The following is a 25,875-nucleotide window of genomic DNA, read 5'->3' on the forward strand; positions in this document are numbered from 1 at the left end:
GCGCGGCGATGCGCATGCTGACCCGCATGATCCTGCCGCTGGCGGCGGTGCTGGGCCTCGCCCTGCCCGCCGCCGCGCAGGACTTCCCCGAGCGCGGGACCGCGCCGGTGGTCGATGCGGCGAATATCATCGACGACGCGACCGAAGCGGCGCTGACCGAGAAGCTCGATGCCTTCGAGGAGCGCAGCCAGCGGCAGTTCGTGATCGCGACGATCCCCGACCTGCAGGGCTACGACATTGCCGATTACGGCTATCGCCTGGGACGCGCATGGGCGCTGGGCGATGCCGAGCGCAATGACGGGATCATCCTCATCGTCGCGCCGAACGAGCGCAAGATGCGGGTCGAGGTCGGTTACGGGCTCGAGGGGACGATCCCCGATGGGCTCGCCTTCGAATATGTCGAAGGCATGAAGCCCTATTTCCGCGATGGCGACTATTCGGGCGGGATCGCCTGGGGCGCGGACCAGATCATCAATCAGCTCGAACTGCCGCCCGAGGAGGCCGCCAAGGTCGCCCAGCAGGCGAGCGAGCAGCGCGACAGCGAGGGCGGCTTCCCGGTCGGGGCGCTGATCTGGTTCGGCTTCGTCTTCTTCTTCTTCATCCTGCCGATGCTGAGCGGTCGCGGGCGCCGGCGGCGCTATCGCCGCGGGCCGTGGGGCAATGCCGCGCGCGACATCATTCTCTGGGAAGCCGGCAAGGCGATCGCCCGCGGCCTCTCCGACCATGATGGCGGCGGCTGGGGCGGCGGTGGCGGCTTCGGCGGGGGCGGCGGCTTCTCCGGCGGCGGAGGCAGTTTCGGGGGCGGCGGCGCCTCCGGGGGGTGGTAATGGGCTATCTGACCGAAGCGCAGCACGACATCGTCTCGCGGGCGGTGGCCGAGGCCGAAATGACGACCTCGGGCGAGATCGTCACCGTGCTAGCGGATCGCAGCGACGGCTATTCCGACGTCGCGCTGTGGTGGGCGATCGCCGCCAGCTTCACCGCGATGAGCCTCTTCGCCGCCTTTCCCCAGCTCTTCCTCGCCAGGCTCGACATGCTGATGGGTGGCTGGACGCATGACTGGACCCATGGCGAAGTGCTTTCGATTGCGCTCGGCTTGGGCCTGCTCAAGTTCTTCGGCGTTTTGCTGATCCAGCTGTGGCAGCCGCTCAAGTTCTGGCTGGTTCCCCCGGCGGTCAAGCGCGCGCGGGTGCGCGACGCCGCCGTCCGGCATTTCAAGGTCGGCGCCGAACGCCGCACGCATGGCCGCACCGGCGTGCTGCTCTATCTCTCGATGCGAGAACACCGCGCCGAAATCGTCGCGGACGAACCCATCGCCGAAAAGGTCCCCGCCGAAGTCTGGGGCGAGGCGATGGCCGACATGCTCGCCGAGATCAGCGAGGGCAGGTTGGCCGAGGGCCTCGCCGCCGGCGTGCGCGATGTCGGCAAGGTTCTGTCCGAGCATTTCCCGCGCGCGGACGACGACCAGAACGAACTGCCCGACCGGCTGATCGAGGTCTGACCTTGCCCGTCCCGGATCATGATGCGGACGAGCAGATCGTCTGGCAGGGCAAGTACATCACCGCCAAGAAGCGCGGTCGCTGGGAATATGTCGGCCGCCCGCGCAATATCCGCGCAGTGGTGATCCTGGCGGTGGACGAGCATGACCACGTGCTGCTGGTCGAACAGTACCGCGTGCCGCTGGGCAACCCGTGCCTCGAACTGCCCGCCGGACTGATCGGCGACGAGGACGCCTTCGATGGCGAGAACCCGCTCGCCGCGGCGGGGCGCGAACTCGAGGAGGAGACCGGCTATCGCGCCGCACGCCTCGACGACATGGGCTGCTTCTGGTCCTCGCCGGGCATGGTCAGCGAAAGCTTCACGCTGGTCCGCGCGCGCGAACTCACCCGAGTCGGCGACGGCGGCGGGGTCGGTGGAGAGAACATCACCGTCCACCGCGTTCCCCTGCCCGACATCGCCAGCTTTATCGCTGCCAAGCGCGCCGATGGTTGCGGGATCGACGTGCGCATGCTCTTGCTGCTGGGACAGGGATTACTGGCAGGAGAGTAGATGATGGCAGGACGGTGTGCGGGCAAGCTCGCTCTGGTGACGGGCGCGGCGCAGGGCCTGGGGCGCGCGCATGCGACGCGACTGGCCGAAGAAGGCGCGCGGGTGCTGTGCACCGACATCAATGGTGAGGGTGCGGCGGAAACCGCGGCGCTGATCAACGGCCAGCTGGGTGACGGCACCGCCGCCTCGATCCAGCACGACGTCACCGACCCGCATGCCTGGGAAGCCGCGGTCGATGCCGCGCGCGAGCAGATCGGCGGGCTCAACGTGCTGGTCAACAATGCCGGGATCGGCGTTGGCGGCAATATCGAGACCTGCGTGTTCGAGGACTGGAAGCGCTGCTTTTCGGTCAATGTCGATTCGATCTTCCACGGCTGCCAGAAGGCGCTTCCGCTGATGCGTGAGCACGCGCCGGGATCGATCGTGAACATCTCGAGCATCGCCGGTCTGATCGCCAGCGACACCATGCCGGCCTATAATTCGTCCAAGGCAGCGGTGTGGATGCTGTCGAAGTCGATCGCGCTGCACTGCGCGAAGAAGAATATGCAGATCCGCTGCAATTCGGTGCATCCGACCTTCGTCGACACGCCAATCCTCGATGGGACGGCGCGCAACCACAATCTCGACAAGGACGTGCTGATGGACAAGCTGGCGCGGCAGATCCCGCTCAAGTTCGTCGGCGAACCCAACGATATCGCCAATGCGGTGGTCTATCTTGCCAGCGACGAGAGCCGCTTCATGACCGGGGCCGAGCTCAAGCTCGATGGCGGCATCTCGGCGATGTGATGTTCGGGAGGGTAGAATCGTGAGAGGGGCCTTGCGGCCCCTCCCGGTTTTCTCTGATTGAGCCACGACCGGCACGAAAACCGGGACGGTTGGCGTAGGGCCGTGGTCAGTCTGCGATCAGTGCGATCGCGAGGTAGATCAGGATGAAGCTGCCGAAGCCGAGCAGCGCTCCTGCGACGAAGCCCAGGCGGACCCAGGTGGCGTCGATGCCGAAGTAGCGGGCGATGCCGGAGCAGACGCCCATCAGCTTGCCGTTGTTGCGGTCGAGCCCGAAGCTGCGGACCGGACGGACGGCGTGATCGTCTTCGCGGAACTTGAGCTCGTTCATGCGATCAGTCCATTGGGCGATGCGGGGACGATGGCCGCGGCGAAGAAGACCGCCGAGATCACCAGCGAGGAGGCTGCTGCGAAGAGCTTGCTGCCATTTTCCGAACTAAACATGTTTCCTTTCCTTTGCGGATTCGAGTGTGGGGTCGGCCGATCAGGCGACGAAGCCGGCGGGGCTGGCGGGGACGATGGCAGCAGCCATGAACATGGCCGAGACGCTCAGGGCGAAGACGGCGGCGAGGGCACGGTTGCTGGCATATTCGAAGACAGACATTTGTTAACTCCTTGATCCTTGGTTCGTTTTCACCCGGACCATCCGGGTTGCCCCATGTACTGCAACCGCCGTGCCAAACTTGGAAAACCGCAGAATTCCGCCATTCCTTACTGAACCGCGGGAATGCCATATGTTAATCAATCCGAAAGGTTGGGAAATTTTCCCAACAATTGGATTTGCGCCTTTCGAGTAGCGGCACGGCGTCCCGCGCGCTATCGCGCGAGCCGATCCATGGCGCTCGACCGCATCTCCCTCACCGGCTTCCGCAACCATGCTGCGAGCGACCTCGCGGGCACCACGCGGTTCAACCTGCTGGTAGGCGAGAACGGCGCAGGGAAGACCAATGTGCTTGAGGCGCTGTCGCTGCTGGCGCCCGGGCGCGGGCTGCGCCGCGCGGCGCTGGCCGAGATGGTTCGCGCCGGAAGCGAGACCGGTTTCGGCGTGGGTGCCAGCCTCGCGCAGGACGGCGAGGAGGTCCGCCTCGCCACCTATTCGGAGAGCGCCAATCCGGGCCGTCGCCGCGTGCGCATCAATGGCGCCGAGGCGAGCGCGACCTCACTGGGTGAATGGCTCGCCGTGACTTGGCTGACCCCGTCGATGGACGGCCTCTTTACCGGACCCGCCGGCGATCGACGCCGCTATATGGACCGTCTCGCACTGGCGCTCGATCCGCAGCACGCCAGCCACGCCGCGCGCTACGATGCCGCGCTCCGCGAACGCAATCGCCTGCTCACCGACCGGCGCGAGCCCGAGAGCGGCTGGCTCGACGCGATCGAGGCGCAGATGGTCCGGCACGGCTCCGCCCTGATGCAGGGCCGCGCGCGGCTGGTCGAAACGCTGGCGGTGCGGCTGGCGGAGATGCCCGCCGAGCCCTTCGCGCGCCCCGCCCTCACCTACAATCCGGGCGCGCCCGACCATGCCGATGGCCTGTCACAGGCGCTGTTCGATAATCGCAAGCGCGACCGCGCGGCGCAGCGCACGCTGGCGGGCCCGCATCGCGACGAGCTCGACGTCGTTCACGCCGCCAAGCGCGTTCCCGCGGCGCAGAGCTCGACCGGCGAACAGAAGGCCATGCTGGTGGCGATGACGCTCGCCCATGCCGGGCTTGCGGCGCAGGGCCGCGCGGGACTGCTGCTGCTCGACGAGGTCGCCGCGCATCTCGATCCGGTGCGCCGCGCAGCGCTGTTCGAGCAATTGCGCGGCAGCGGGGCGCAAGTGTGGATGACCGGGACCGAGCTTGCCCCGTTCGACAGCATTGCCGGCGAAGCGGCGGTGTGGCGCGTCAGCGGCGGAGAAGTCGCGCGCGCCTAGCCCTGCTTCGGGAGTGCCGCCTCGACCTCGTCCAGCGTATCCGCGACGAGCACATCGATGCCCCTGGTCGTCGGATGGATCTTGTCGTCCTGGAACAGCGAGGGGTCCTGATAGATTGCTTCGAGCCAGAAGGGGATGATCGCCACGCCAAAGCGCCGCGCCATCGTGCCGTAGATCGCGTCGAATTCCTGCTGGTACTCGGGGCCGTAATTGGGCGGCGCGCGCATGCCCATCAGCAGCACGGGAATCTCGCGCCGCTTCAGCTCCTCGAGCATGACCTCGAAATTGGCGCGCGTCGCCGCGGGCGGGATCGCGCGCAGCATGTCGTTGCCGCCCAGCTCGAGCATGACGAGGTCGGGCTTCTCTTCCTGAGCGTCGAGCGTGAACTTGAGCCGCTGCGCCCCCGCCCCGCTCGTTTCCCCCGAAATCCCGGCATTGGTGACCACCGCATTGATGCCCTGCTTGCGCAGCGCGGCTTCGAGCTTCGCCGGATAACTGTGCTCGCGCCCAACCCCGTAGCCGGCGAAGAGGCTGTCGCCGAAGGCGAGGATGCGCCGCTCGGGGCCCTCGACCGCGATGGGCGCGGCCGTCGCCTGTTCCGCCCGTGCGCCATCCGGGACGACCGCCGTATCGTCCGAACTGCCGCAGGCGGCCAGGGCGCAGGCGAGTACCACTATCGACAAATGCCGCAGACGCATCGGCGAGTATCCTTGTGCATGATTGAGGCGCATGCCATCGCAGGACGGTGACCACATCTCAACCCGCGATTTCCGCCCGCAATCTCACGCTCACCCTCGGTTCGGCCGCTGCACCGGTCGAAATCCTGCGCGGGATCGACCTCGACATCGCGCGCGGCTCGACCGTCGCGCTGCTCGGCCCCTCGGGCTCGGGCAAGAGCTCGCTGATGGCGGTGCTCTCGGGCCTCGAACGCGCGAGCGGCGGTGACCTGCAGGTCGCGAGTGCGGATTTCGCGACGCTGGACGAGGATGCGCTCGCGCATGCCCGCCGTGGGCGGATCGGCATCGTGCTCCAGGCCTTCCACCTCCTGCCGACCATGACCGCGCTCGAAAACGTCGCCACGCCGATGGAGCTGGCGGGAGAAGGCGACGCGCAGGCGCGGGCGCGCGCCGAACTTGAGGCGGTCGGGCTCGGTCACCGGCTCGACCACTACCCGCAGCAATTGTCTGGCGGCGAGCAGCAGCGCGTCGCCATCGCCCGCGCCATCGCACCGCGCCCCGAACTGATCTTCGCCGACGAGCCGACCGGTAATCTCGATGCCGCGACCGGGCACGAGATCGTCGAGCTGCTCTTCGCTCGCCGTGCCGAAACCGGCGCGACGCTGCTGGTCATCACGCACGATCCCGAGCTGGCCGAACACTGCGAACGCGTGCTCACGCTGGCAGACGGGCGGATCGCCAGCGACAGCGCCGCATGAGCTGGGCGACCGCCTGGCGGATCGCGCGGCGCGACCTGAATGCCCGCTTCCGCGGACTGCGCCTGCTGCTCGTTTGCCTCTTCCTCGGCACCGCCGCACTGGCCGCGATCGGCTCGCTGACCGCGGCGATCGAGCGCGAGATCGAAAGCAACGGCCGCACCTATCTCGGCGGGGACCTGCAGGTCGAGCTGTGGCAGCGCGGGCTGAACACCGAGGAGCGCGCCGCGCTCGAGAAAATGGGCACGATCTCCGCCGGCCTGCGCATGCAGGCGATGGCGCGGCATGCCGAAGAGGCCGCGCCAATCGAGCTGAAGGCGGTCGATGCCTTCTATCCGCTCTATGGCGAACTGAGGCTCGAGGATGGCCGCAGCGTCGGTCCGCCGTCCCCCGACGAGGCCTGGCTCTCGCCGGGGGCCGCAGATCGGCTGGGCGTGGCACCGGGCGACACGATCACTATCGGTACGCAGCAGCTGCGCGTCGGCGGGTTGATCGCCGACGAGCCCGACCGGCTGAGCGAAGGCTTCCAGCTCGGCCCGACCGTGATCGTGGCCGACGACCTGCCGCAGCGTGCCGGACTGGTGGCGCCGGGGTCGATGTACCAGACCAAGACCCGCGTGCGCTTTTCCGCGAGCCGCGACACCGAAGCTACCGCCGAGGCGCTGCAGAAGCGCTTTCCGCAGGCCGGCTTCGATATCGACACTGCCGACCGTGCGGCACCAGGGACCGACCGCTTCGTCGACCGGATGGGCGAATTCCTCACCCTCGTCGGGCTCGCCGCGCTGGTCATTGCCGGTATCGGTATCGGCGGCGGGGTGACCTCCTATCTCGATGCTCGGCGGCAGGGCATCGCAACACTCAAGATCCTCGGTGCCACGAGCCGCGACATCGCGCGCATCTATGCCTTGCAGATCACTGCAGCCGCGCTCGCCGGAAGCCTCGCGGGAATCGCCGTCGGCATCGCCATCGTCCCGCTGTTGGCACGCGCGCTCCAAGGCCTGCTGCCCGTCTCGAGCGGCTTCATCGTCGATCCCGGAGCGATCGCCCTGGCGCTCGCTTATGGCCTGCTGGTGGCGCTGGTCTTCGCCGCGCCGCCGCTGCTTCGGGCACGACATTTCCCCGCCATGGCGCTGATGCGCGCGCGCGTCGCCCCGCTGGCGCGCGATCGGCAGGCGCTGCTGCTGGTCGGCGGGGGGCTCGCCGCAATCGTCGCCCTCGCGCTGCTGACGGCGGACAACCCGTTGCTATCGGGCGGATTCCTCGCCGGAGCAGCCGCAATCCTCGGCCTTCTGGCCCTGCTCGGCCTCGGCATCCGCAGACTCACCGCCGCGCTGCCCCGCCCACGCAGCCCGATCGCACGCAACGCACTCGCCAATCTCCACCGTCCGGGCGCCTCGACGGGCGCGCTGGTCACCGCGCTCGGCTTCGGGCTGGCGGCCTTCGTCCTGCTTGCGGCGGTGCAGAGCGCGATCGACGGAAACATCGAGCGGCGCGTGCCCGACCGCGCGCCGGACTATTTCGTGCTCGACATCCCGCGCGACCGAGTGACCGAATTCGAAGCACTGGTGCAAGAGGCCGACCCCAAGGCGAATTATCGCACCGTGCCGGCACTGCGCGGTTCGGTGCTCGCCTTCGGACCCGAAGGCGCGATGACCCGGACCGCCGATCTGGAAGACATTCCCGAAGGTGCCTGGGCGCTACGCGGCGAACGCGGGCTGACTTATGCCGACCAGGTCCCGCAGGGCAACGAGCTGACTGCGGGCACCTGGTGGGGACCGTTCTATTCGGGCGAGCCCCTGGTGTCGGTGGACGAGGAATTTGCCGAGGCTGCGGGGCTGAAGATCGGCGACATGATCACCTTCGGCGTGCTCGGCGTCGAGCGTAGCGCGCGGATCGCCAATCTGCGCCGGATCGACTGGGAAAGCATGGGCTTCAACTACGTCTTCGTGCTCAGCCCCAATGCACTGCGCGACGCGCCGCACAATCTCGCCGCTACGATCGAGCTCAGCCCCGGCACACCGACCGGGCCGCTGCTGCGATCGCTCGTCGCGGCCTTTCCTTCCGCCTCGGTGATCGAGGTCGGCGGCGTTCTCGAACAGGCGCGCTCGGTGCTCAAACAGGTTGGCCTGGCGACGCTCGCCGCCGCCAGCGTGGCGGTGCTGGCAGGGCTCGCCGTGCTCCTCGGAGCGATCGCCGCGGCGCGCGCCGCGCGCACCTATGACACGGTCGTCCTGCGCGTGCTCGGCGCAGACCGGCGGCAGATCCTGGTGATGCAGCTGATCGAATATGCCGCGCTCACCGGCGCGCTCGCGCTGGTCGCGCTCGGGATCGGCAGCCTCGCAGCGTGGCTGGTGGTCACGCGCCTGTTCGAATTCGACTGGCTGCCCGACTGGGGCATGATCATCGGCGTTCTCGGCCTCGGCAGCGCAGCGGTACTGGCTTTCGCCCTCGCCGCCTCGCTCCCGCTCCTGCGCGCCAAGCCCGCGCAGGCATTGCGCGCCCTGTGAACGGGCGATGCCCGCTCGCCTCGATTCGTGAGGCGAGCGGGAACGCAGGTCAGTTGCGCGGGGGGAAAATCCCCTGGGTCACAACGCAATAGCGCATGCCAATATACGGATCGCGGATGCTGAAGGGCTGCGATCCGCCGTTCGGACGGATCTGGACCTCGTTGTCGCCCATCGTCACGTTGTCGTTGCCGGTGGTGTACTGGTTCGTACCTGAAGCGAAGGTCGCGAAGGTGTTGCCCGCCGGATTGTTGGTATTGGGTGCCTGGCTCGAGGCGCGTACGCGCGCATCGTGATTGTGACTTGGCATCTGGTTGATCGTGAGGGTGACGGTTTCCGTGCCGCTCCTCTCGCCCTGAACCACGGGTGTCAGCCCGGGACCCGAGCCTTGGCCGACCGGCGAGCGACCGCGAAGATCGGGAAGCGCGAAGGTCGTCCGCCCGTCGCCGCCGTAGGTCGTCCCCAGCAGGGAGAACAGGGCCGTGTTGCTAGCGATCGACAGGAGCTGGCCCTCTGCCGAGGCCGTATTGCGGGGACAGAAAGTGAAGCCGACCATGAAGACTTCGCCGAGATACTTGTCCTGTGCCCCGGCCGGAGCCGCCATCGTCATCATGGCAAGGCAAGATGTGCCGATAAGAAACCGTTTCATACCTGTTCACTCCCTTTAGAACCCCATGGATTTCGCCCAATCGAGATGCTTCCAGTCGCATCCCGCGGCAGCACGATGCCTGGTGCACGGCACAACAATTGGCGCATGAATTCCCCTCTCCAGCCATCGCAATACTGTCATTCGATTTGCCGACGACTCGCCCATCATGCCAGAATCAGTATCAATGGCAAATCTTCCTTTTTGGTCACGGAGTTAGGAGCGAACCACCGGCAACGAAAAAGGGGGCCGCGCAGGGCCCCCTTCCCGTTTCCGTCCTGAACCCGATCGCGTCAGAAGCGCATGCGTGCCGCCACGCCGTAGGTGCGTGGCTGGTTCGGGTAGCCCGAAACCGCCTTACCCTGTGCCACCGCCGGGAATACCGTGGTGAGGTAGCGATCGTCGAGCAGGTTGCGGCCCCACACGCTCAGTTCCAGACCCATGTCGAAGGCATAGGTGAGCGACGCGTTGAGGTTGTTGACCTCGCGAGTGTAGGCGCGCGCCGCATCGCGGGCGGGACCGAAGTCACGCGCGCCGGTCGCGGGATCGACGACGATGTAGTTGGTCAGACCGTCCGTGACCTGCACCGGCGACTGGTAGGAGAAGTCGCCACGCAGGATGATGTGGTCGCCGTTGGAGTTGATTTCCTTGTCGTACTGCGCGCCGAAGACGGCCGACAGTTCGGGGACGCCCGCAACCGGTTCGCCCGTCAGGTCGCCGACCGGCGAATTGGGGAAGCTGTCGTACGTCGCGTCGAGATAGGTCATCCCGAGGCTCAGTGTCAGCTCGTTGCTGGCATAGAACTGGCCGTCGAACTCGACTCCGAAGGTTTCCTGCTTGCCGGCATTCGACAGGATGAACGACGTCCCCGTGAAGGTGTTCGCCTGGAAATCCTCGATCGACTGGCGGAAGAAGGTCAGGTTGGCTGCAGCGCGGCTCCAGTTGCCCTTGATGCCCAGTTCGATGACTTCCGAATTCTCGGCGGCAGCAAAACGCGTACCCGGACGCAGGTTCACTACTCCCAGGCCTGCGGCCTGCAGGGCGGCGAAGTCGGTCGGAAGCGGACGGCTGTCGCGCGACAGGTTGAAGCTCGGTGCCTTGTAGCCGGTCGCCCAGCTGGCATAGACGTTGAGCGTCGGCGTGACTTCGTAGGCCAGGCGGACATTCCAGCTCCAGTCGTCGTCGTCGGTGGCGCAGTCCTCGATCGAGTTCGGGCAGTTCTGCATCGGCGGCAGGAACTGGAACGGCCGAAGCGCGAGAAGCGGATTGACGGCGGGATTGGCGTCGTTGGCGTCGGCAAATGCCTGTGCCGGACCGGCGATGAGCTGGTTGAACGCATCCAGCCCGATGATCCCGATCAGCGTCTGCACCTGGGCGGCGGTGGCCGGCGTGCCTGCCGGCAGGCCGAGCGCCTGCCCTGCACCCAGCGCGATGCCCTGCCGGGTGATCGCCGTATTGCCCGACTGGACGAGATCGATGTTCGAGAACACGTCGGTGCTGACCGAGTTGGTCACGATCTGCTTCTTGTCCTTGGTGTAGTTGGCACCAAGGGTCAGGACGAGGCGATCGGTGATCTCGAAATCGACATTGCCGAAGACCGAGAACGCCTCGTTATCCTGGACGATGTTGTTGAAGAAGCCCTGGCCGTTGGCGAAGAACTGGCCGGTGTAGTCGGTGCCGTTGAGCGCCGACAGCGTGGCTTCGAGCGTATCGACCGTCTGCGTACCGCCGGTCGCGCCCTGCAGCAGCAGGTTGGCATAGGGGCGGAACGCCGGGCCGAAGACGATGCTGTCGGACGTATCGACGCGTTCGTCGAAATAATATCCGCCGACCAGGAAATTGAACGGGCCGTCGAAGTCCGAGGCGAAGCGCAGTTCCTGAGTGAAGGTGTTGATGTCGGCATCGCCGATATTCGCGCCCGTCACCGCCGGAAGGCTGGTGAAGTCGACGTCTTGGTCGGCCGACAGATGCGTTTCGCGATAGGCGGTGATCGAGGTCATCGTGATCGGGCCGAATTCATAGTCGACCTGGCCCGAGATGCCGTAGTTCTCGATCTCGTTGATCGGGTCGACGTCGGTGTAGATCACGTCGCCGTCGGGATTGTTGCGGAAGTCGTTGACCTGGCCGCCGAGCAACTGGATCGCACCGAGTTCGGCCGAAGGAGCGACATTGAGCACACCGCAGCAGCGTTCCTTGATCTTGTCGTAATCGCCGATCACGCGAACGCGCAGCGGGCCGCCGTTGTCGAACAGCAGCTGGCCGCGGGTGAACCAGCGGTTGCGATCGTTGATGTCTTCGCCGTTGACGCCGTTGGTCAGGAAGCCGTCGCGCTTGTTGATCCCGGCGCCGACGCTGAAGGCGATCGAATCGCTGATCGGGCCGGTGACGAAGCCCTTGGCGACCATGGCGTCGTAATTGCCGTAGCTCGCCTCGACCATGCCGCCGAAGTCGAACTGCGGTTCCTTGGTGACGATCGAAATCACGCCCGCGCTCGCGTTCTTGCCGAACAGGGTCGACTGCGGGCCGCGCAGGACTTCGACGCGCTGGATGTCGGGAAGGTCGGAGATCTGCGAGATCGCGCGGCTGCGATAGACGCCGTCGACGAACATCGCGACCGAGGGTTCGAGGCCGATGTTGTTGCCGTCGGTGCCGAAGCCGCGGACCGAATAGCTGGTCGCGAAGGCGCTCTGGTTCTGGCTGACGCGCAGCGAGGGAACCACCGTGGCGAGGTCGGCGATGTCGCGGATCTGCGCGCGCTCGATGGTCTCGGCGCTGGTCACGCTGACCGCGACCGGAGTTTCCTGCAGGGTCTGTTCGCGCTTGGTCGCGGTGACGACGATGACATTGCCGTTCGCGGGTGCCGCGGTTTCGGTGTCCTCGCCATCGGTGTCCGCATCCTGGGCCTGGGCCGCAGCGGGCAGAACCAGCGCCGCAGCGCCGGTGAGCAGGGCAGTACGAACGGTCGCGGTGCGGCCGAATGCAGTGAATTTCATGAAAGGTCCTCTTCTCTCAAGACGTCTTTTCGGTCTGCTGCGCAGTCCCCAAAAACACGCAAGCGGCGGCGGGTTACCAGACCCGCTATGCCTCTCAAGCATTTAGCCGACCAATGTTGCACCTCACCCGACGTGTGTGCCTTTCGCGTTACACCGCAGCATCTTGCCGCAATGCAGCATCTAAGCTAGGGGCGCGCCCGAAACGCGTCTCCTCCTCATGCGTTGACGCTACGACACCCTAATCGAAAGCAGTTTTCTCATGTCCCGCGACCTTCGCAACGTGGCGATTATCGCCCACGTCGACCACGGCAAGACCACCCTCGTTGACCAGCTCTTCCGCCAGTCGGGCACCTTCCGCGAGAATCAGCGCGTCGAAGAACGCGCGATGGATTCGAACGACCTGGAGAAGGAACGCGGGATCACGATTCTCGCCAAGTGCACCAGCGTCGAATGGAATGGTACGCGCATCAACATCGTCGATACGCCGGGACACGCCGACTTCGGCGCCGAGGTCGAGCGCATCCTGAGCATGGTCGACGGCGTGATCCTGCTGGTCGATTCCGCCGAGGGCCCTATGCCACAGACCAAGTTCGTCACCGGCAAGGCGCTGGCGTTGGGCCTGCGCCCGATCGTGGTGGTCAACAAGATCGACCGCGGCGATGCACGCCCGCAGGAAGTGCTCGACGAAGTGTTCGATCTCTTCGCCAGCCTCGATGCGAATGACGACCAGCTCGACTTCCCGAGCCTGTGGGCTTCGGGCCGCGACGGCTATGCCAGCGAGGACGAGCACGCCCGCGACGGCAATCTCGAGCCGCTGTTCAAGCTGATCGTCGATCACGTGCCCGCACCGGGCCTCGACACCGAAGCGCCGTTCAGCTTCCTCGCCACGCTGCTCGACCGCGACAATTTCATGGGCCGCGTGCTCACCGGCCGCGTCCAGTCGGGCAAGCTCAACGTCAACGACCCGATCCACGCGCTCGACGCCAACGGCAATGTCATCGAAGTCGGCCGCGCGACCAAGCTGCTCAGCTTCGACGGGCTCGACCGTGTGCCGGTCGACCATGCCGAAGCGGGCGACATCATTGCGCTGGCTGGCCTCGAAAAGGCGACCGTCTCGAACACCATCGCCGACCCTTCGGTGAAGACGCCGATCGAAGCGCAGCCGATCGATCCACCGACGCTGGCGATGCAGTTCTCGGTCAACGACAGTCCGCTGGCCGGTCGCGAAGGCAGCAAGGTCACCAGCCGCATGATCCGCGACCGCCTCTACCGCGAAGCGGAGACCAACGTCGCCATTCGCATCACCGAGAGCGAGGACAAGGACAGCTTCGAGGTCGCCGGTCGCGGCGAGCTGCAGCTGGGCGTGCTCATCGAAACGATGCGCCGCGAAGGCTTCGAACTCGGCATCAGCCGCCCGCGCGTGCTGTTCCGCACCGAAAACGGCCAACGCATGGAGCCGTTCGAGACCGTCGTCATCGACGTCGATGACGAGCACTCGGGCACGGTCGTCGAGAAGATGCAGCGCCGCAAGGCCGAACTCACCGAAATGCGTCCCTCGGGCCAGGGCAAGACCCGCATTACCTTTTCCGCCCCCAGCCGCGGCCTGATTGGCTATCACGGCGAATTCCTGTCCGACACACGCGGCACGGGCATCATGAACCGCCTGTTCGAGAAGTACGATACCTATCGCGGCCCGATCGAAGGCCGCCAGAACGGCGTCCTGATCTCGATGGTCCCGGGCGAAGCCGTTCCCTACGCGCTCAATGCGCTGGAGGAACGCGGCGAACTGTTCATCCGCGGTGGCGCGAAGATCTACGAAGGCATGGTCATCGGCGAAAACGCCAAGCCCGACGATCTCGAAGTCAACCCGATGAAGTCGAAGCAGCTGACCAACTTCCGCTCGACCGGCAAGGACGACGCCATTCGCCTGACGCCGCCGCGCGTGATGACGCTGGAACAGGCGATCGCCTATATCGACGACGATGAGATGGTAGAAGTGACGCCCGAGAGCATCCGCCTGCGCAAGGCGATCCTCGATCCGCACGAGCGCAAGCGCGCCAAGCGCGCCGCGCAAGCCTGAGCCTAGGTAGCGTCGGCGGGGACCTTCCTCGCCGACGCCCGCCTCGCTGCGGGTCCGAAGCCGAAGTAGATCAGCGGCGCCAGCAAGAGCGACCCGAAGACGATCACCGGCACCGGCACGCCGATGTCGGGTGCAACGATGATCGTCGGCGCCATCACCATCTGCGCCATTGCCAGCGCCATGAACAGCCTGTGCCTGCCCAGCCGGTCCATGCGCGGAACCTTCGCCGCGCGCAGATAACGCCAGTCGAGCAGAGCGAACACGCCGATGATCGCGCACATCGCCAAGGGTGCCGGGAAGAAGGTCGATCCGCTCCGGTAGAGATTGACCGCAGTCGCCAGCATTCCGAGCATCACCATGCCGATCAGCGCAAGCAGTCCCCATTCCCACCTGCGCGCGCCCGCCCACTGCGGATTGACCGCGAGCAGGGCATTGCCGATTGCGTAGAGCGTCACCGTTGCCGACACCATCGCCAGCGGTAATGGCCGGTCGAACATGAACATCCACGCGGTCAGCGCCGAAACGACCATCCCGGCGACGAAGACCCAACCCGCACGGCGGTGCCATGGCCCTCCCTTGTACGATGCCAAGGCTACGACGGCCGCCCCCGCAGCGCCGAAGCCGAGCACCGCGTGCAGCAAGTGGGAAAAATCACCGGCCATCGCGCCACCCTCCCCCGCCGACGATCGAGCGATGTCGATATCATAGGGAGCTGAGGGCGCAAAATCGAGAGCGGGCGCCGGTGCCGATACCTTTGGTCACGCGCAAAAAAGGGCGACCCGAAGGGCCGCCCTTTTCCTGTGCCGGCTTGTTACCGGTCAGAAGCGGAAGTTGACCCCGGCACGGATCGACTGGACCATCAGGTCGTCGGCCGGCCTGATGTTGGTGCCACCCGAATCCAGCAGGAAGGGATTGGTGTCCGGTGCGGTGCCCTGGCCGACGGCGACGTAATAATCGTCGTGATCGTAGCGGGTGATCAGATACTCGACGTTGAACGAGAGATTGTCGGTGATGTAGAGTTCGCCGCCGGCACCCAGCTGCGTGCCGAAGACCCACTTGTCCTCGTTCATCGGAGTGAAGCTGTTGGCCGTGTTGGTGGTCGTGAAGCCGTGCTTCATCTTGCCATAGGTCGCGCCGCCGGTCGCATAGATCAGCCCGCGCCCGCTGCCCGGCGAGATGCCGAGGCGGCCACGCAGGGCCACCGAGTAGTCGACCTCGCGCGAGATCGAATAGGAGGCCGGCGTGGTGCTGAAGCCGGTCGCATAGTCGACCGCATTCGGCTTCGAGGCTTCGAAGACGAGCCCGGCGACCGCCGGTCCATCGACGCGAACGTCGTAGCCGATCTTGGCCTGATAGCCGAGCCCGGTGTCGTCGTCCACGCAGGCCGCGAAGGCGGGACCACCGGCCGGACGGCCGTTGCACAGGCCGGGCGAAAAGGCATTGGCGCCGGTCGTGGTGCGAACCCGGTCGTTGTAGTTGCCGTCCTGATCGGTATCGAAGACGATGGTGTCGGCCGGACCGTCGTCGACGGTTTCGGCGCTGATCGAACCGCCAACATAGAACCCATTGAAGAAGTCCGGATCGGCGTCCTGGGCGGCGGCGGGCGAAGCGAAAGCGACCGCGAAAGCCGCGGTGGCCAGTAGTGTCGAATTTCTCATGGAATACCTGTTGGTTGCGTGGACCCTGTTGCCCCTAGAGACGCCCGAGCCGTGACCTCGTTCCCGGTACTCAACTTGACCCCAAAAACCGATGCAAAACTGCAACACCCGCCCGGCGTATCCTTGATCTCCACAGCGCGCGATAGAGCTCCTCCGGTGAGGAAAAAGCCAAGGCCGCCAGCTTGATCGCCCCGAGAATGTTCTCCTTTATTGCGTCAATTCACTCGCTTGGAGGCCGTGGTGGCCAAACCCGGTTACGCTTGTTACGAGTGCGCGCATGCAGACCGGAACACTGATCTCCCTCGCCCTCTATTTCATCCTCATGATCGCCATCGGCCTCTGGGCCTGGAAGCGCTCGACCGACACCAGCGAGGGCTATCTCCTCGCCGGGCGCAACCTCCACCCGGCGGTTGCCGCGCTGTCGGCCGGCGCATCGGACATGAGCGGCTGGCTGCTGCTCGGCCTCCCCGGCGCGCTCTATGCAAGCGGGCTGGTCGAGGCTTGGATCGGTATCGGACTGTTCATCGGCGCGCTGGCCAACTGGTTCATCGTCGCGCCGCGACTGCGCGAGCAGACCGAAAGCTACGGCAACTCGCTGACGATCCCCGAATTCCTCGCCAACCGATTTCCCGACAAGGCGGTGGCACTGCGCGTCATCTCGGCGCTGATCGTGGTAGTGTTCTTCTCGGTCTACACCGCGGCGGGCCTCGTCGGCGGCGGCAAGCTGTTCGAAACCAGCTTCGCGGGCCTGTTCGGCGACATGGGCATGAGCGACTATTCGCTCGGCATCTGGCTGACCGCACTGGTGGTGCTCGCCTATACCATGGTCGGCGGCTTCCTCGCGGTCAGCCTGACCGACTTCGTGCAGGGCTGCATCATGGTGGTGGCGCTGGTCCTGATGCCGCTGGTCGTCATGTTCGGCTCGGGCGGCGAAGCGGGCGGATCGCTGACCGACGTGCCCGTGGAAGGCTTTCTCGACCTTACCCACGGGCTGACGCTGCTGGGCTTCGTCAGCGCGGTGACCTGGGGCCTGGGCTATTTCGGCCAGCCGCACATCATCGTGCGGTTCATGGCTATCGATACGGTCGAGAAGGTGAAGACCGCGCGCAATATCGGGATGACCTGGATGGGTGTGGCGCTGATCGGATCGATCGGCATCGGGCTCGCCGGTCGCGCCTACGTCGAACGCAACGGCATCGCGATCGAGGACCCCGAGACGATCTTCATCGTTCTCGCCAACCTGCTGTTCCACCCGCTGGTGACCGGCTTCCTGCTGGCGGCGCTGCTGGCCGCGATCATGTCGACCATCAGTTCGCAGCTGCTCGTCGCATCGAGTTCGCTGACCGAGGATTTCTACAAGCTGTTCTTCCGCAAGAGCGCAGGCGAGCGTGAGAGCGTCAACGTCGGGCGCGTCTGCGTCGCGCTGGTCGCCTTCGCCGCGATCATCATCGCGGGCGATCCCGACAGCAAGGTGCTCGGCCTCGTGTCCAATGCCTGGGCTGGCTTCGGCGCGGCTTTCGGGCCGCTGATCATCCTTTCGCTCACCTGGGACCGGATGACCGGTGCAGGCGCAGTTGCCGGGCTCGTCACGGGCGCGGGCGTCGTGATGGCGTGGATCGCACTCGGCTGGAACGCGGCGCTGCCCGGCATGGACCAGGGCCTCTACGAGATCGTCCCCGGCTTCATCGCCTCATGGCTCGCGATCTGGCTGGTAAGCAAGGCGACCGCCGGATCGACGGCACGCCCCTTGCCAGCCTGACGCTCATTCTGCACACCGTCCCGCGAGACCAGGAGACGATGATGCGAGCATTTCTGACGGGCGTTGCCGCCCTTGCCCTGACCACCGTGCCCGCCGCCGCGCAAGATGCGCAGGGCCTGCCGCCGGTCGAACAGCAGATCGGCGCCGGCGGGCGGCCTGTGGGGGCGAACTGGAGCCGCAGCCCGGTAATCGCGCAGCACGGCATGGCCGCCACCGCGCATCCGCTGGCGACGCAGGTCGCGCTCGACGTGCTCAAGGATGGCGGCAGCGCGGTCGACGCGGCGATCGCCGCCAATGCCGCGCTCGGGCTGATGGAACCGACCGGCAACGGCATCGGCGGCGATCTGTTCGCGATCATCTACGATCCCAAGACGCAGCAGCTCTACGGCATCAACGGATCGGGCCGCAGCCCCAAGGAGCAGACGCTAGACCAGCTCAAGGCCAAGCTGAACGGTGCCGATGCCCTGCCCCCCTTCGGCGCACTACCGATCACCATCCCGGGCACGGTCGATGCCTGGTTCGCCATGCACGAGAAATTCGGCCGTCGCAGCATGGCCGACAATCTCGCCCCGGCGGTGCGCTATGCCCGCGAAGGCCACCCGATCGCGCCGGTCATCGGCCGGTACCTGACCCTCAACCTCAAGCGGTTCGAGCAAAGCAGCGCGGAGTTCGATTTCGCCAATGCGCGCAAGCTCTGGTTCGCCGATGGCGCGCCGCCAGCAGCTGGCGAGATCTTCACCAATCCCGACCTCGCCAACACGCTCGAGACGATCGGACGCGAGGGGCGCGATGCCTATTACGACGGTTCACTGACCGACGGCATGGTCGCCTATCTGCAGGAACAGGGCAGCGCTTTCACGCGCGACGATTTCGCAGACCATCACAGCGAATGGGTCGAGCCCGCCTGCGTCGCCTACAAGAAGGGCTACGAGCTGTGCGAGCTGCCGCCCAACAGCCAGGGCTTCGCCGCGCTGCAGATGGTCAACATTCTCAAGAGCGTCGATCTCTCGCAATGGGAACGTGGCAGCCCCGAGGCGATGCACTATTTGGTCGAGGCCAAGCGCCTCGCCTATGCCGATGTCGCGCGCTTCTATGCCGATCCCGACTTCGCCAGCTTCCCGCAGGACCTGCTCACCGACGAATACGGTGCCGAACGCTTCAAGCTGATCGACCCGGCGAAGGCCACGCCCGAGTTCGGCCCCGGAGAGCCCAAGCTCGAGGGCGAAGGCGACACCACCTACATGACCGTGGTCGATGGCGACGGCATGATGGTCAGCCTGATCCAGTCGAACTATCGCGGCATGGGCAGCGGGCTGGTTGCGCCGGGCACGGGCTTCATGTTCCAGGACCGCGGCGAACTCTACAGCCTCGATCCCGCGCATCCCAACGCCTATGCGCCGGGCAAGCGCCCCTTCCACACGATCATCCCCGCCTTCGTGAAGAAGGACGGCAAGCCCTACATGACGCTCGGACTGATGGGTGGCGGCATGCAGCCGCAGGGCCATGTGCAGGTGCTGGTCAACCTGGTCGACTACGGGATGAACCTGCAGGAGGCGGGCGATGCAGCGCGCTTCAACCACGATGGCGGGCCGCAACCCACCGAGGAACTGGACGGCCCCTTCGCCGACCCCCTCGGTACGCTCTATGTCGAGCCGGGCATTCCCGCCGAGACGATCGCCGCGCTACGCGAGATGGGGCACACGGTCGAGGTGGTCGACGACGGCATGATGTTCGGCGGCTACCAAGCGATCGCACGCGACCCGGAAACGGGCGTGCTGACCGGTGCGACCGAGATGCGGAAGGACGGGCAGGCCAGCGGGTACTAGAGGACCCCGTCTAGGCGGTCTGGACTACGCCTGTCTCCTGAGGAGCCGTCGGTCGCTCACTCTCCCGCTTCGGGAAAGTGATAGTCGGGCAGCGAATGGAAGGCGCTCCTGAGTGCATCGCTCCAGCTCGTCGAAATCGCCTGGAAATAGGGATCGTCAAAGGTCACGCGTTGCTCGTGCGTGACGGCGAAGGCATCGCGTTCGATGACCTGCAGGTCGAGCGGCATGCCGACGGAGAGATTGGCCCTCAGCGTTGAATCGAAGCTGACCATGAGCAGCTTTATGGCATCTTCGGCCCGCATTGCCGGGTCGTAGGCGCGGAGGATGATCGGTCGACCGTATTTGGTCTCGCCGATCTGGAAGAAGGGCGTGTCCCCGCTCGCCTCGATGAAATTGCCTTCGGGATAGATCATGAAGAGGCGCGGTTCCATGCCGGCAATCTGGCCGGCAACGATGATCGAGGCCGAGAACCGCGAACGTTGCTTGTCGCCATTGGCGTCCTGCTGTTCGCGCACGATCGTGCGCAACAGCCTGCCGATCTCGGTCGCGACCTGGAACATGGTCGGCGATTTGAGGATGATGTTGTCGCGCTCGTCGGGGGCCTTCATGCGTTCTTCGAGCTGGCTGACCAGCGCCTGCGTGCTGGCCAAATTTCCCGCCGTCAGCAGGGTGAGCACGCGTTCTCCCGGCACGTTCCAAGTGAACATCTTGCGGAACACCGAGATATTGTCCACGCCGGAATTGGTGCGGGTGTCGCTCATCAGCACGAGGCCCATGTCGAGCATCATTCCCACGCAGTATGTCATCGCGATCGTCCTTCGGCAGTCTACTGCTGCACTTGTTGCTGTTCGACGGCGATATCGACTTCAAGTACGGTTGAAGTATTGCCGAAGCTGATACCCGTCACCGGAGCGGCATCGCGATAATCGCGCCCCGTTGCAACCCGGACATAGCGCGCATCGGGACTGATACCGTTCGAAATATCGAAGCCGACCCAGCGCAGTTCCTCCACATAGGCTTCGGCCCAGGCGTGGCCGGCCTCCTGTTCGACCCGGTCGTTCATCATCAGATATCCGCTGACGTAGCGTGCCGGAATCCCCAGCGACCGGCTGATCCCGATGAAGATATGGGCATGGTCCTGGCACACGCCGTTGGCGGCGGCATAGGCCTCTTCGGCGGTGGTCCGGGTATCGGTCTTGCCGGTCTCGTAGGCGACGCGCTCGAGCACGGCGGACGAGAGGCGATGCAGCAGGTCGATGCGATCCTCGCCCCGCCCTTCCATCTCCTGCGCCAGCTTGCGCATGCCCGAGCCAGGCCGCGTCAGCTCGGTCTGGCCGAGGAAGCTCCACAGTGGGAGATGCCCCGCATGGCGACCGATGACCCCAGCGTGGTCATGCGTATCGACCTTCCCGCTGCAAGTGACGGTGACCTCCTGCACGCCCTTGTCGACCGATACAAGCGTCACCGTATTGTGGTTCTGATCCTCATAGGTGAGTTCGGCATGCGCGTGGTCGTACTCCATTTCCCATTCGAGGATTTCCTGCCCCTGCGTCTCCTTCGGCGTCAGGCGCAGGCGCTGGAGCGCGTGGATCACCGGATTGTCGAAGCGATAGCGGGTGGTGTGGCGGATCGAGAGGCGCATCAGCTGAGGAACCGGTAGTCTTGGGCGATCGCGTTGCCGATCGCGGCGTTGGATTTCATGAAATCGACCAGGAACTGGTGCAGGCCCTGGTCGAAGACGTCGTCGATGGTGAGGTTGGCGAGGCGCGTATCGGCGTCGCGCATCAACACGTTGCTCTCCCCCTCCGCGCCGTGCAGTCGCGCCAGCGCGGCGAGATTGGCGCGCAGTTCGGAATGGCAGAAGGCAAGGCTCCGCGGGAAACAGTCGTCGAGGATCAGGAAGTCGCAGATCCCGCGCGCGTCGATCTGGCCGGCATTGAGCCACCGGAAGGCCCGATCGCCCGAGACCGACCGCAGAACCTGGTCCCACTGGCCCTTGTCGAGGCTCGATCCGACGTAGGAAAGCGAGGGCAGCAGGAGGTAGTATTTGATGTCGAGGATGCGCGCGACGCTGTCGCCGCGCTCGATGAAGGCCCCGGCCTGCGCAAAGTGATAGCCCGCTTCGCGCAGCATCGAGCCCTCCATCGCTCCGCGCGCCATCGTCCCCGCGCGGCGGATCGTCGCCACGGTTTCGAGCACGCGGTTCTCGCCGACGGGCTTGGCCAGCTGGTCCTTGATCTTGAGCCAGTTTTCGTTGACCGCCTCCCACAGCTCGCTGCTGATCGCGTTGCGGGCCAGCCGCGCGTTCTGGCGGACTTGGCCGAACATCGCGAGGATCGACGAGGAATTATCTTTCTCGCGCAGGATGAAGTTCCATGCCTGCTGCCCGGTATAGGTGCCATGCTTGGCCTCGTAGGCGGGGCGTTGCCCGGCGGTCGCGATGACCGAGCGCCATTCCTCTTCCGCGGTGACGATATCGCGGGTCAGCGCCATGCGCAGGCCGGCGTCGAGCAGGCGGGCGGTGTTCTCGGCCCGCTCGAGATAGCGGAACATCCAGAACAGGCCGTTGGCGGTCCGGCCTAACATGGGCGCATCCCGGCCATCAGTCCTTCAACACCCATGTATCCTTGGTCCCGCCACCCTGGCTGGAATTCACCACCAGCGACCCCTTCTTGAGCGCGACGCGGGTGAGACCGCCGGGAGTGATGTCGATCTTGTCGGGCGAAACCAGCACGAAAGGGCGAAGGTCCACGTGGCGCGGGGCGAGCCCGTTCTTGGTGAAGATGGGGCAGGTCGAAAGCGCCAGCGTCGGCTGCGCGATGTAGTTTTCGGGCTTGGCCGCGATCTTCTTGCGGAATTCCTCGATTTCCTTCTTCGAGGCCGTCGGGCCGATCAGCATGCCGTAACCGCCCGACCCGTGCACTTCCTTGACCACCAGTTCGGCGAGGTTGTCGAGCACGTATTTGCAGGAATCCTCGTCGGCGCAGCGATGCGTTTCGACATTTGGCAGCAGCGGCTTCTCGCCGGTGTAGAACTCGACGATCTCGGGCATGAAGGAATAGATCGCCTTGTCGTCGGCGACGCCGGTGCCCGGCGCGTTGGCGATGGTCACCCCGCCCGCGCGATAAACGTCCATGATGCCCGGCACGCCCAGCGCGCTGTCATCCCTGAAGGTCAGCGGGTCGAGGAAATCGTCGTCCACCCGGCGGTAGATCACGTCGACCGGCTCATAGCCTCTCGTCGTGCGCATGGCGACGCGCCCATTCGTCACGCGCAGGTCGCTGCCTTCTATGAGTTCCGCGCCCATTTGCTCGGCGAGAAAGGCATGCTCGAAATAGGCCGAATTGTAGATCCCCGGCGTGAGCACCGCGACCACGGGCTTGCCCTCGGTTCGCTGCGGTGCGCAGGCCGCCAGGCTCTTGGCCAGGCGGCGGGGATAGTCCGACACCTGCTCCACTGGAAGCCGCATGAACAGTTCGGGGAACATGGTCATCATCGTCTCGCGGTTCTCGAGCATGTAGCTCACGCCCGACGGCGTCCGCGCATTGTCTTCCAGCACGTAGAATTCATCGGGCCCGGTGCGCACCAGATCGATGCCGACTATATGCGTGTAGACCCCGCCGGGAGGGGTGAAGCCGACCATGTGCGGCAGCCAGGCGTCGTTGTTGCGGAACAGCCGTTCGGGGATGCGCCCGGCGCGGATGATCTCCTGACGGTGATAGAGATCATGCATGAAGGCGTTGAGCGCCGAAACCCGCTGTTCGATGCCGCGCGTCAGCTTGCGCCATTCCGCCGCGCTGATGATGCGCGGTACCATGTCGAACGGGATCAGCCGCTCCTCGGCCTCGTCCTCGCCATAGACATTGAAGGTAATCCCGGTCTTGCGGAAATTGGTTTCGGCTTCGGCATGCTTGCGCCGCAGGAGGCCGGTCTTCTGGTCGTCGAACCAACTGCAATAGCCCTGGTAGGCTTCGCGAACGCCGCCGTCCGGTTCGCGCATCTCGTCGAATTGATCTGCGCTGCCGCTCATGGTCCCCCGAAACTGGCTGCATCGACTGCCTAGCGTAGATGGCAGCGCAAGGGCAGAAAGCCCTCCTTCACCATAATAAAGGCCCGGTCGCGAAGGGGTTCCCCAAGTTTCGTTGCGATGCACCAATTCTCGCGTCGACGCCGATCGCTGCGAAGTGACCTCAAGGACAAGACGCCGGCCAATGGCATTCGGTCGAAGTCTGCTAAGCTTGAAGCAATTGCACGTCGCGAGTCGGCGGAACTTGGGGGGAAACGCGAAATGGCGAAAGTAACCGGCCTCGGCGGGGTGTTCTACGTGGTCAAGGATCCGGCCGCGACACGGGCGTGGTATCGCGACGTGCTGGGGATCGATGGCGAATACGGTCCGCAGCTCGACTGGGCGGAGGAAACGAGCGACAAACCCTATTCGCTGATCAGCCATTTCAAGGACGACGAATACATCAAGCCGGGGATCGGGGGTTTCATGATCAACCTGCGCGTCGACGATTGCGACGGGATGGTCGCCCAGCTCAAGGACAAGGGCGTCGAGGTGCTCGGCCATGTCGACGAAGGCTATGGCAAGTTCGCCTGGATCCTCGATCCCGACGGGGTGAAGATCGAACTGTGGGAACAGGTCGAGGCGCCCTGACGCTTGCAGCGCGCGGGCTGCGCGGCGACACCACCGATTATCGCGATGTTAACGATAATCGGTGCATGGTACCGGCCATGCGTTCGCATCCCGCCATCGTTCTTCCTCTCCTCCTGATCGTAGCGGGATGCGGCGCTATTCCCCAGTCGCAGCCGAGCGGACGCGTCGCGCGCGAAGCGGCAGCGCCAGCGGTCAGCCTCGCACGGCCCGAAGCGCGCCAGTGCCAGACCGAACTCGGCCAGACCGGATCGATGTTCGCGCCGCTGCCCGACAAGTTTTATGGCGCCGGCTGTTCGACCACCAACAGCGTCAAGCTCGACGGCATCGGCGGCGATCGCAGGCAGTTCACCGTGACCAACTTGGGCGTGGTCGCCTGCCCGCTGGCCAACAGTTTCGCCGGCTGGGCACGCTATGGCGTCGATCGCGCGGCGCAGCAGATCCTCGGCAGCCCGCTGGTGCGGATCGAGACCATGGGCAGCTATTCCTGCCGCAATGTCGCGGGTACCGGTCGGCTGAGCGCGCATTCGCGCGCCGAAGCGATCGATGTCGCCGCCTTCGTGCTGGCGGACGGGCGCCGTATCTCGGTCAAGTCCGGGTGGAACGCCGGGCGGGACGAACGTGAATTCCTGCGCACCATCCACACGAGCGCGTGCAAGCGCTTCGGCACCGTGCTCGGTCCCGATTACAACCAGGCCCACCAGGACCATTTCCATCTCGAATACGGCGCGGGGACCTACTGCCGCTGAGCGCTGCGGCTCTCGTCGAGCGCCCCGCAATCAGTCGCGGTCAAGCTCTACCAGCAGCGCGTCCACCGCCTCATGCGTCAGGACGAAGCCCATGTGCGAACAGCGCAGCGCCACCGAACGGTCGCGCTCACCGGGCTTGCCGCAGGCGGCACGCGGATGGACGATCCCGTCCCTCGGGCTCCAGAACGCGACGGTTTCGACCGGCGGCTTTTCGTGCACCACCGTGTCGATCTCGGGCTCGTCGACGCGGTGGCCGGCGATCGCCTGATAAGCGCGCCAGCCATTGTTCGCGCGCGGGCTGCCCGAAAAGGGCGAACCCATCGTCACCACCTTGGCGACCTTGTCGGGATGCGCCTTGGCCAATTCGCGCGCCATCACCCCGCCGAGACTCCAGCCGACCAGGTGGATTGGTTCACCCGTCCGGCGATAGATGTCCACCAGGCGCTTCTCGACCATGCGGAAGCGCGCTTCGGTGGCCCCCAGGTTGTAGCCGAGGCCCCACTTCTTGGTGGTGTGGCCCGCCGCCTCCAGCTTGCGCGCCATCCAGCGCATGCGAATGGGATGCGCACCGAAACCGGGCAGCAGCATGACAGTCTTGGGATGAGTGGCCCGCGCGATGTCGAGCGAAGCGCCGACCATCCGCCGAACCGGCTCGAGCGGCCACAGGAATTCGCGCAGCATGAGTTGCCAGCGCGGCCCACACGCATCGTCGGGCGACGGCTCGGCGGCCAAGGCCCAGCGGCGCGCCAACTCCTCACGGTCGATGAATGCGGTGTCTCTGAACGGTAATGTTGCCATCGCCGTGTAATAATGCGGGAGGTCCCCCT

The 25,875-nt window shown here is 65.5% G+C and carries 25 protein-coding genes; 12 read left to right on the forward strand and 13 right to left on the reverse strand.

Features of this window, described 5'->3' with window-relative positions:
- The first annotated feature begins 8 nt into the window (after nucleotides 1-8).
- The 4 genes from K3181_RS02595 to K3181_RS02610 are packed head-to-tail and all read left to right on the forward strand — an operon-like array spanning nucleotide 9 to nucleotide 2,835.
- The gene (locus K3181_RS02595; protein WP_221600501.1) at nucleotides 9-827 is read left to right on the forward strand and encodes a TPM domain-containing protein; all 819 of its coding nucleotides are present in this window, start codon (nucleotides 9-11) and stop codon (nucleotides 825-827) included.
- Nucleotides 827-1,501: a TPM domain-containing protein gene (locus K3181_RS02600; protein ID WP_221600503.1), complete on the forward strand. Its 675-nt coding sequence runs from the start codon at nucleotides 827-829 to the stop codon at nucleotides 1,499-1,501. The genes K3181_RS02595 and K3181_RS02600 overlap by 1 nt, the downstream gene beginning before the upstream one ends.
- A gap of 2 nt (nucleotides 1,502-1,503) precedes the next feature.
- Entirely contained in the window at nucleotides 1,504-2,049 is a 546-nt protein-coding gene (locus tag K3181_RS02605; RefSeq protein WP_221600505.1) for an NUDIX hydrolase, read from the forward strand.
- A gap of 3 nt (nucleotides 2,050-2,052) precedes the next feature.
- Nucleotides 2,053-2,835, forward strand: a complete 783-nt coding sequence (locus K3181_RS02610) for an SDR family oxidoreductase (RefSeq protein WP_221602802.1) — start codon at nucleotides 2,053-2,055, stop codon at nucleotides 2,833-2,835.
- A 106-nt stretch (nucleotides 2,836-2,941) separates the two neighbouring features.
- On the opposite strand, the gene K3181_RS02615 is transcribed toward K3181_RS02610, so the two are convergent.
- The 3 genes from K3181_RS02615 to K3181_RS02625 are packed head-to-tail and all read right to left on the reverse strand — an operon-like array spanning nucleotide 2,942 to nucleotide 3,436.
- Nucleotides 2,942-3,163 (reverse strand): PspC domain-containing protein, encoded by a 222-nt coding sequence (locus tag K3181_RS02615; protein WP_221600507.1) that lies wholly within the window; start codon nucleotides 3,161-3,163, stop codon nucleotides 2,942-2,944.
- Nucleotides 3,160-3,276, reverse strand: a complete 117-nt coding sequence (locus tag K3181_RS02620; protein ID WP_221600509.1) for an enoyl-CoA hydratase — start codon at nucleotides 3,274-3,276, stop codon at nucleotides 3,160-3,162. The genes K3181_RS02615 and K3181_RS02620 overlap by 4 nt, the downstream gene beginning before the upstream one ends.
- Nucleotides 3,277-3,316: 40 nt before the next feature.
- On the reverse strand, nucleotides 3,317-3,436 hold the full coding sequence (locus K3181_RS02625; protein WP_221600511.1) for a recombination protein F: 120 nt from the start codon (nucleotides 3,434-3,436) through the stop codon (nucleotides 3,317-3,319).
- Between the two features lie 231 nt (nucleotides 3,437-3,667).
- Between K3181_RS02625 and recF the strand changes: the two genes are divergently transcribed.
- Nucleotides 3,668-4,747: a DNA replication/repair protein RecF gene (gene recF, locus K3181_RS02630; protein ID WP_221600513.1), complete on the forward strand. Its 1,080-nt coding sequence runs from the start codon at nucleotides 3,668-3,670 to the stop codon at nucleotides 4,745-4,747.
- Here the strand turns inward: recF and K3181_RS02635 are convergent.
- On the reverse strand, nucleotides 4,744-5,445 hold the full coding sequence (locus K3181_RS02635) for an arylesterase (protein WP_221600514.1): 702 nt from the start codon (nucleotides 5,443-5,445) through the stop codon (nucleotides 4,744-4,746). The genes recF and K3181_RS02635 overlap by 4 nt on opposite strands.
- 47 nt (nucleotides 5,446-5,492) lie before the next feature.
- Here K3181_RS02635 and K3181_RS02640 point away from each other — a divergent pair, with 47 nt between their 5' ends.
- Both K3181_RS02640 and K3181_RS02645 read left to right on the forward strand, forming a co-directional pair.
- A complete protein-coding gene (locus K3181_RS02640; protein WP_221600516.1) occupies nucleotides 5,493-6,182 on the forward strand; it encodes an ABC transporter ATP-binding protein in 690 nt (229 codons plus the stop codon).
- The gene (locus tag K3181_RS02645; protein WP_221600518.1) at nucleotides 6,179-8,686 is read left to right on the forward strand and encodes an ABC transporter permease; all 2,508 of its coding nucleotides are present in this window, start codon (nucleotides 6,179-6,181) and stop codon (nucleotides 8,684-8,686) included. Before K3181_RS02640 ends, K3181_RS02645 begins: the two co-directional genes overlap by 4 nt.
- Before the next feature lie 49 nt (nucleotides 8,687-8,735).
- Here K3181_RS02645 and K3181_RS02650 read toward each other — a convergent pair whose 3' ends face one another.
- On the reverse strand, nucleotides 8,736-9,332 hold the full coding sequence (locus K3181_RS02650) for a phage tail protein (RefSeq protein ID WP_221600520.1): 597 nt from the start codon (nucleotides 9,330-9,332) through the stop codon (nucleotides 8,736-8,738).
- Between the two features lie 290 nt (nucleotides 9,333-9,622).
- Nucleotides 9,623-12,322: a TonB-dependent receptor gene (locus tag K3181_RS02655; protein ID WP_221600521.1), complete on the reverse strand. Its 2,700-nt coding sequence runs from the start codon at nucleotides 12,320-12,322 to the stop codon at nucleotides 9,623-9,625.
- Nucleotides 12,323-12,581: 259 nt separating this feature from the next.
- On the opposite strand from K3181_RS02655, the gene typA reads away from it, so the two are divergent.
- Nucleotides 12,582-14,402 carry a translational GTPase TypA gene (gene typA, locus K3181_RS02660; protein WP_221600524.1) on the forward strand — a complete coding sequence of 607 codons (1,821 nt, stop codon included), beginning with the start codon at nucleotides 12,582-12,584 and terminating at the stop codon, nucleotides 14,400-14,402.
- A 2-nt stretch (nucleotides 14,403-14,404) separates the two neighbouring features.
- Here the strand turns inward: typA and K3181_RS02665 are convergent, their stop codons facing one another.
- Entirely contained in the window at nucleotides 14,405-15,064 is a 660-nt protein-coding gene (locus K3181_RS02665; protein ID WP_221600525.1) for a hypothetical protein, read from the reverse strand.
- A 156-nt stretch (nucleotides 15,065-15,220) separates the two neighbouring features.
- Nucleotides 15,221-16,060, reverse strand: coding sequence for an outer membrane protein (locus tag K3181_RS02670; RefSeq protein ID WP_221600527.1), 840 nt, complete (start codon nucleotides 16,058-16,060; stop codon nucleotides 15,221-15,223).
- A gap of 277 nt (nucleotides 16,061-16,337) precedes the next feature.
- On the opposite strand from K3181_RS02670, the gene putP reads away from it, so the two are divergent.
- Nucleotides 16,338-17,819 carry a sodium/proline symporter PutP gene (putP, locus tag K3181_RS02675; RefSeq protein WP_221600529.1) on the forward strand — a complete coding sequence of 494 codons (1,482 nt, stop codon included), beginning with the start codon at nucleotides 16,338-16,340 and terminating at the stop codon, nucleotides 17,817-17,819.
- Nucleotides 17,753-19,645, forward strand: a complete 1,893-nt coding sequence (gene ggt, locus K3181_RS02680) for a gamma-glutamyltransferase (RefSeq protein WP_247714839.1) — start codon at nucleotides 17,753-17,755, stop codon at nucleotides 19,643-19,645. Before putP ends, ggt begins: the two co-directional genes overlap by 67 nt.
- 56 nt (nucleotides 19,646-19,701) lie before the next feature.
- On the opposite strand, the gene K3181_RS02685 is transcribed toward ggt, so the two are convergent.
- Genes K3181_RS02685 through K3181_RS02700 form a run of 4 tightly spaced genes read right to left on the reverse strand, consistent with a single transcriptional unit; the run spans nucleotide 19,702 to nucleotide 23,675 of the window.
- The gene (locus K3181_RS02685; protein ID WP_221600531.1) at nucleotides 19,702-20,451 is read right to left on the reverse strand and encodes a proteasome-type protease; all 750 of its coding nucleotides are present in this window, start codon (nucleotides 20,449-20,451) and stop codon (nucleotides 19,702-19,704) included.
- A 20-nt stretch (nucleotides 20,452-20,471) separates the two neighbouring features.
- Nucleotides 20,472-21,287 carry a transglutaminase family protein gene (locus K3181_RS02690; protein ID WP_221600533.1) on the reverse strand — a complete coding sequence of 272 codons (816 nt, stop codon included), beginning with the start codon at nucleotides 21,285-21,287 and terminating at the stop codon, nucleotides 20,472-20,474.
- Nucleotides 21,287-22,231: an alpha-E domain-containing protein gene (locus tag K3181_RS02695; RefSeq protein ID WP_221600535.1), complete on the reverse strand. Its 945-nt coding sequence runs from the start codon at nucleotides 22,229-22,231 to the stop codon at nucleotides 21,287-21,289. The genes K3181_RS02690 and K3181_RS02695 overlap by 1 nt, the downstream gene beginning before the upstream one ends.
- A gap of 16 nt (nucleotides 22,232-22,247) precedes the next feature.
- A complete protein-coding gene (locus K3181_RS02700) occupies nucleotides 22,248-23,675 on the reverse strand; it encodes a circularly permuted type 2 ATP-grasp protein (RefSeq protein ID WP_221600537.1) in 1,428 nt (475 codons plus the stop codon).
- Nucleotides 23,676-23,933: 258 nt separating this feature from the next.
- On the opposite strand from K3181_RS02700, the gene K3181_RS02705 reads away from it, so the two are divergent.
- Both K3181_RS02705 and K3181_RS02710 read left to right on the forward strand, forming a co-directional pair.
- On the forward strand, nucleotides 23,934-24,302 hold the full coding sequence (locus K3181_RS02705; protein ID WP_221600539.1) for a VOC family protein: 369 nt from the start codon (nucleotides 23,934-23,936) through the stop codon (nucleotides 24,300-24,302).
- Between the two features lie 77 nt (nucleotides 24,303-24,379).
- Nucleotides 24,380-25,048: an extensin family protein gene (locus K3181_RS02710; RefSeq protein ID WP_221600541.1), complete on the forward strand. Its 669-nt coding sequence runs from the start codon at nucleotides 24,380-24,382 to the stop codon at nucleotides 25,046-25,048.
- 30 nt (nucleotides 25,049-25,078) lie between these two features.
- On the opposite strand, the gene K3181_RS02715 is transcribed toward K3181_RS02710, so the two are convergent.
- Entirely contained in the window at nucleotides 25,079-25,846 is a 768-nt protein-coding gene (locus K3181_RS02715; RefSeq protein WP_221600543.1) for an alpha/beta fold hydrolase, read from the reverse strand.
- Nucleotides 25,847-25,875 lie beyond the last annotated feature (29 nt).

Source organism: Qipengyuania mesophila, from assembly GCF_019711655.1.
Classification (GTDB): domain Bacteria; phylum Pseudomonadota; class Alphaproteobacteria; order Sphingomonadales; family Sphingomonadaceae; genus Qipengyuania; species Qipengyuania mesophila.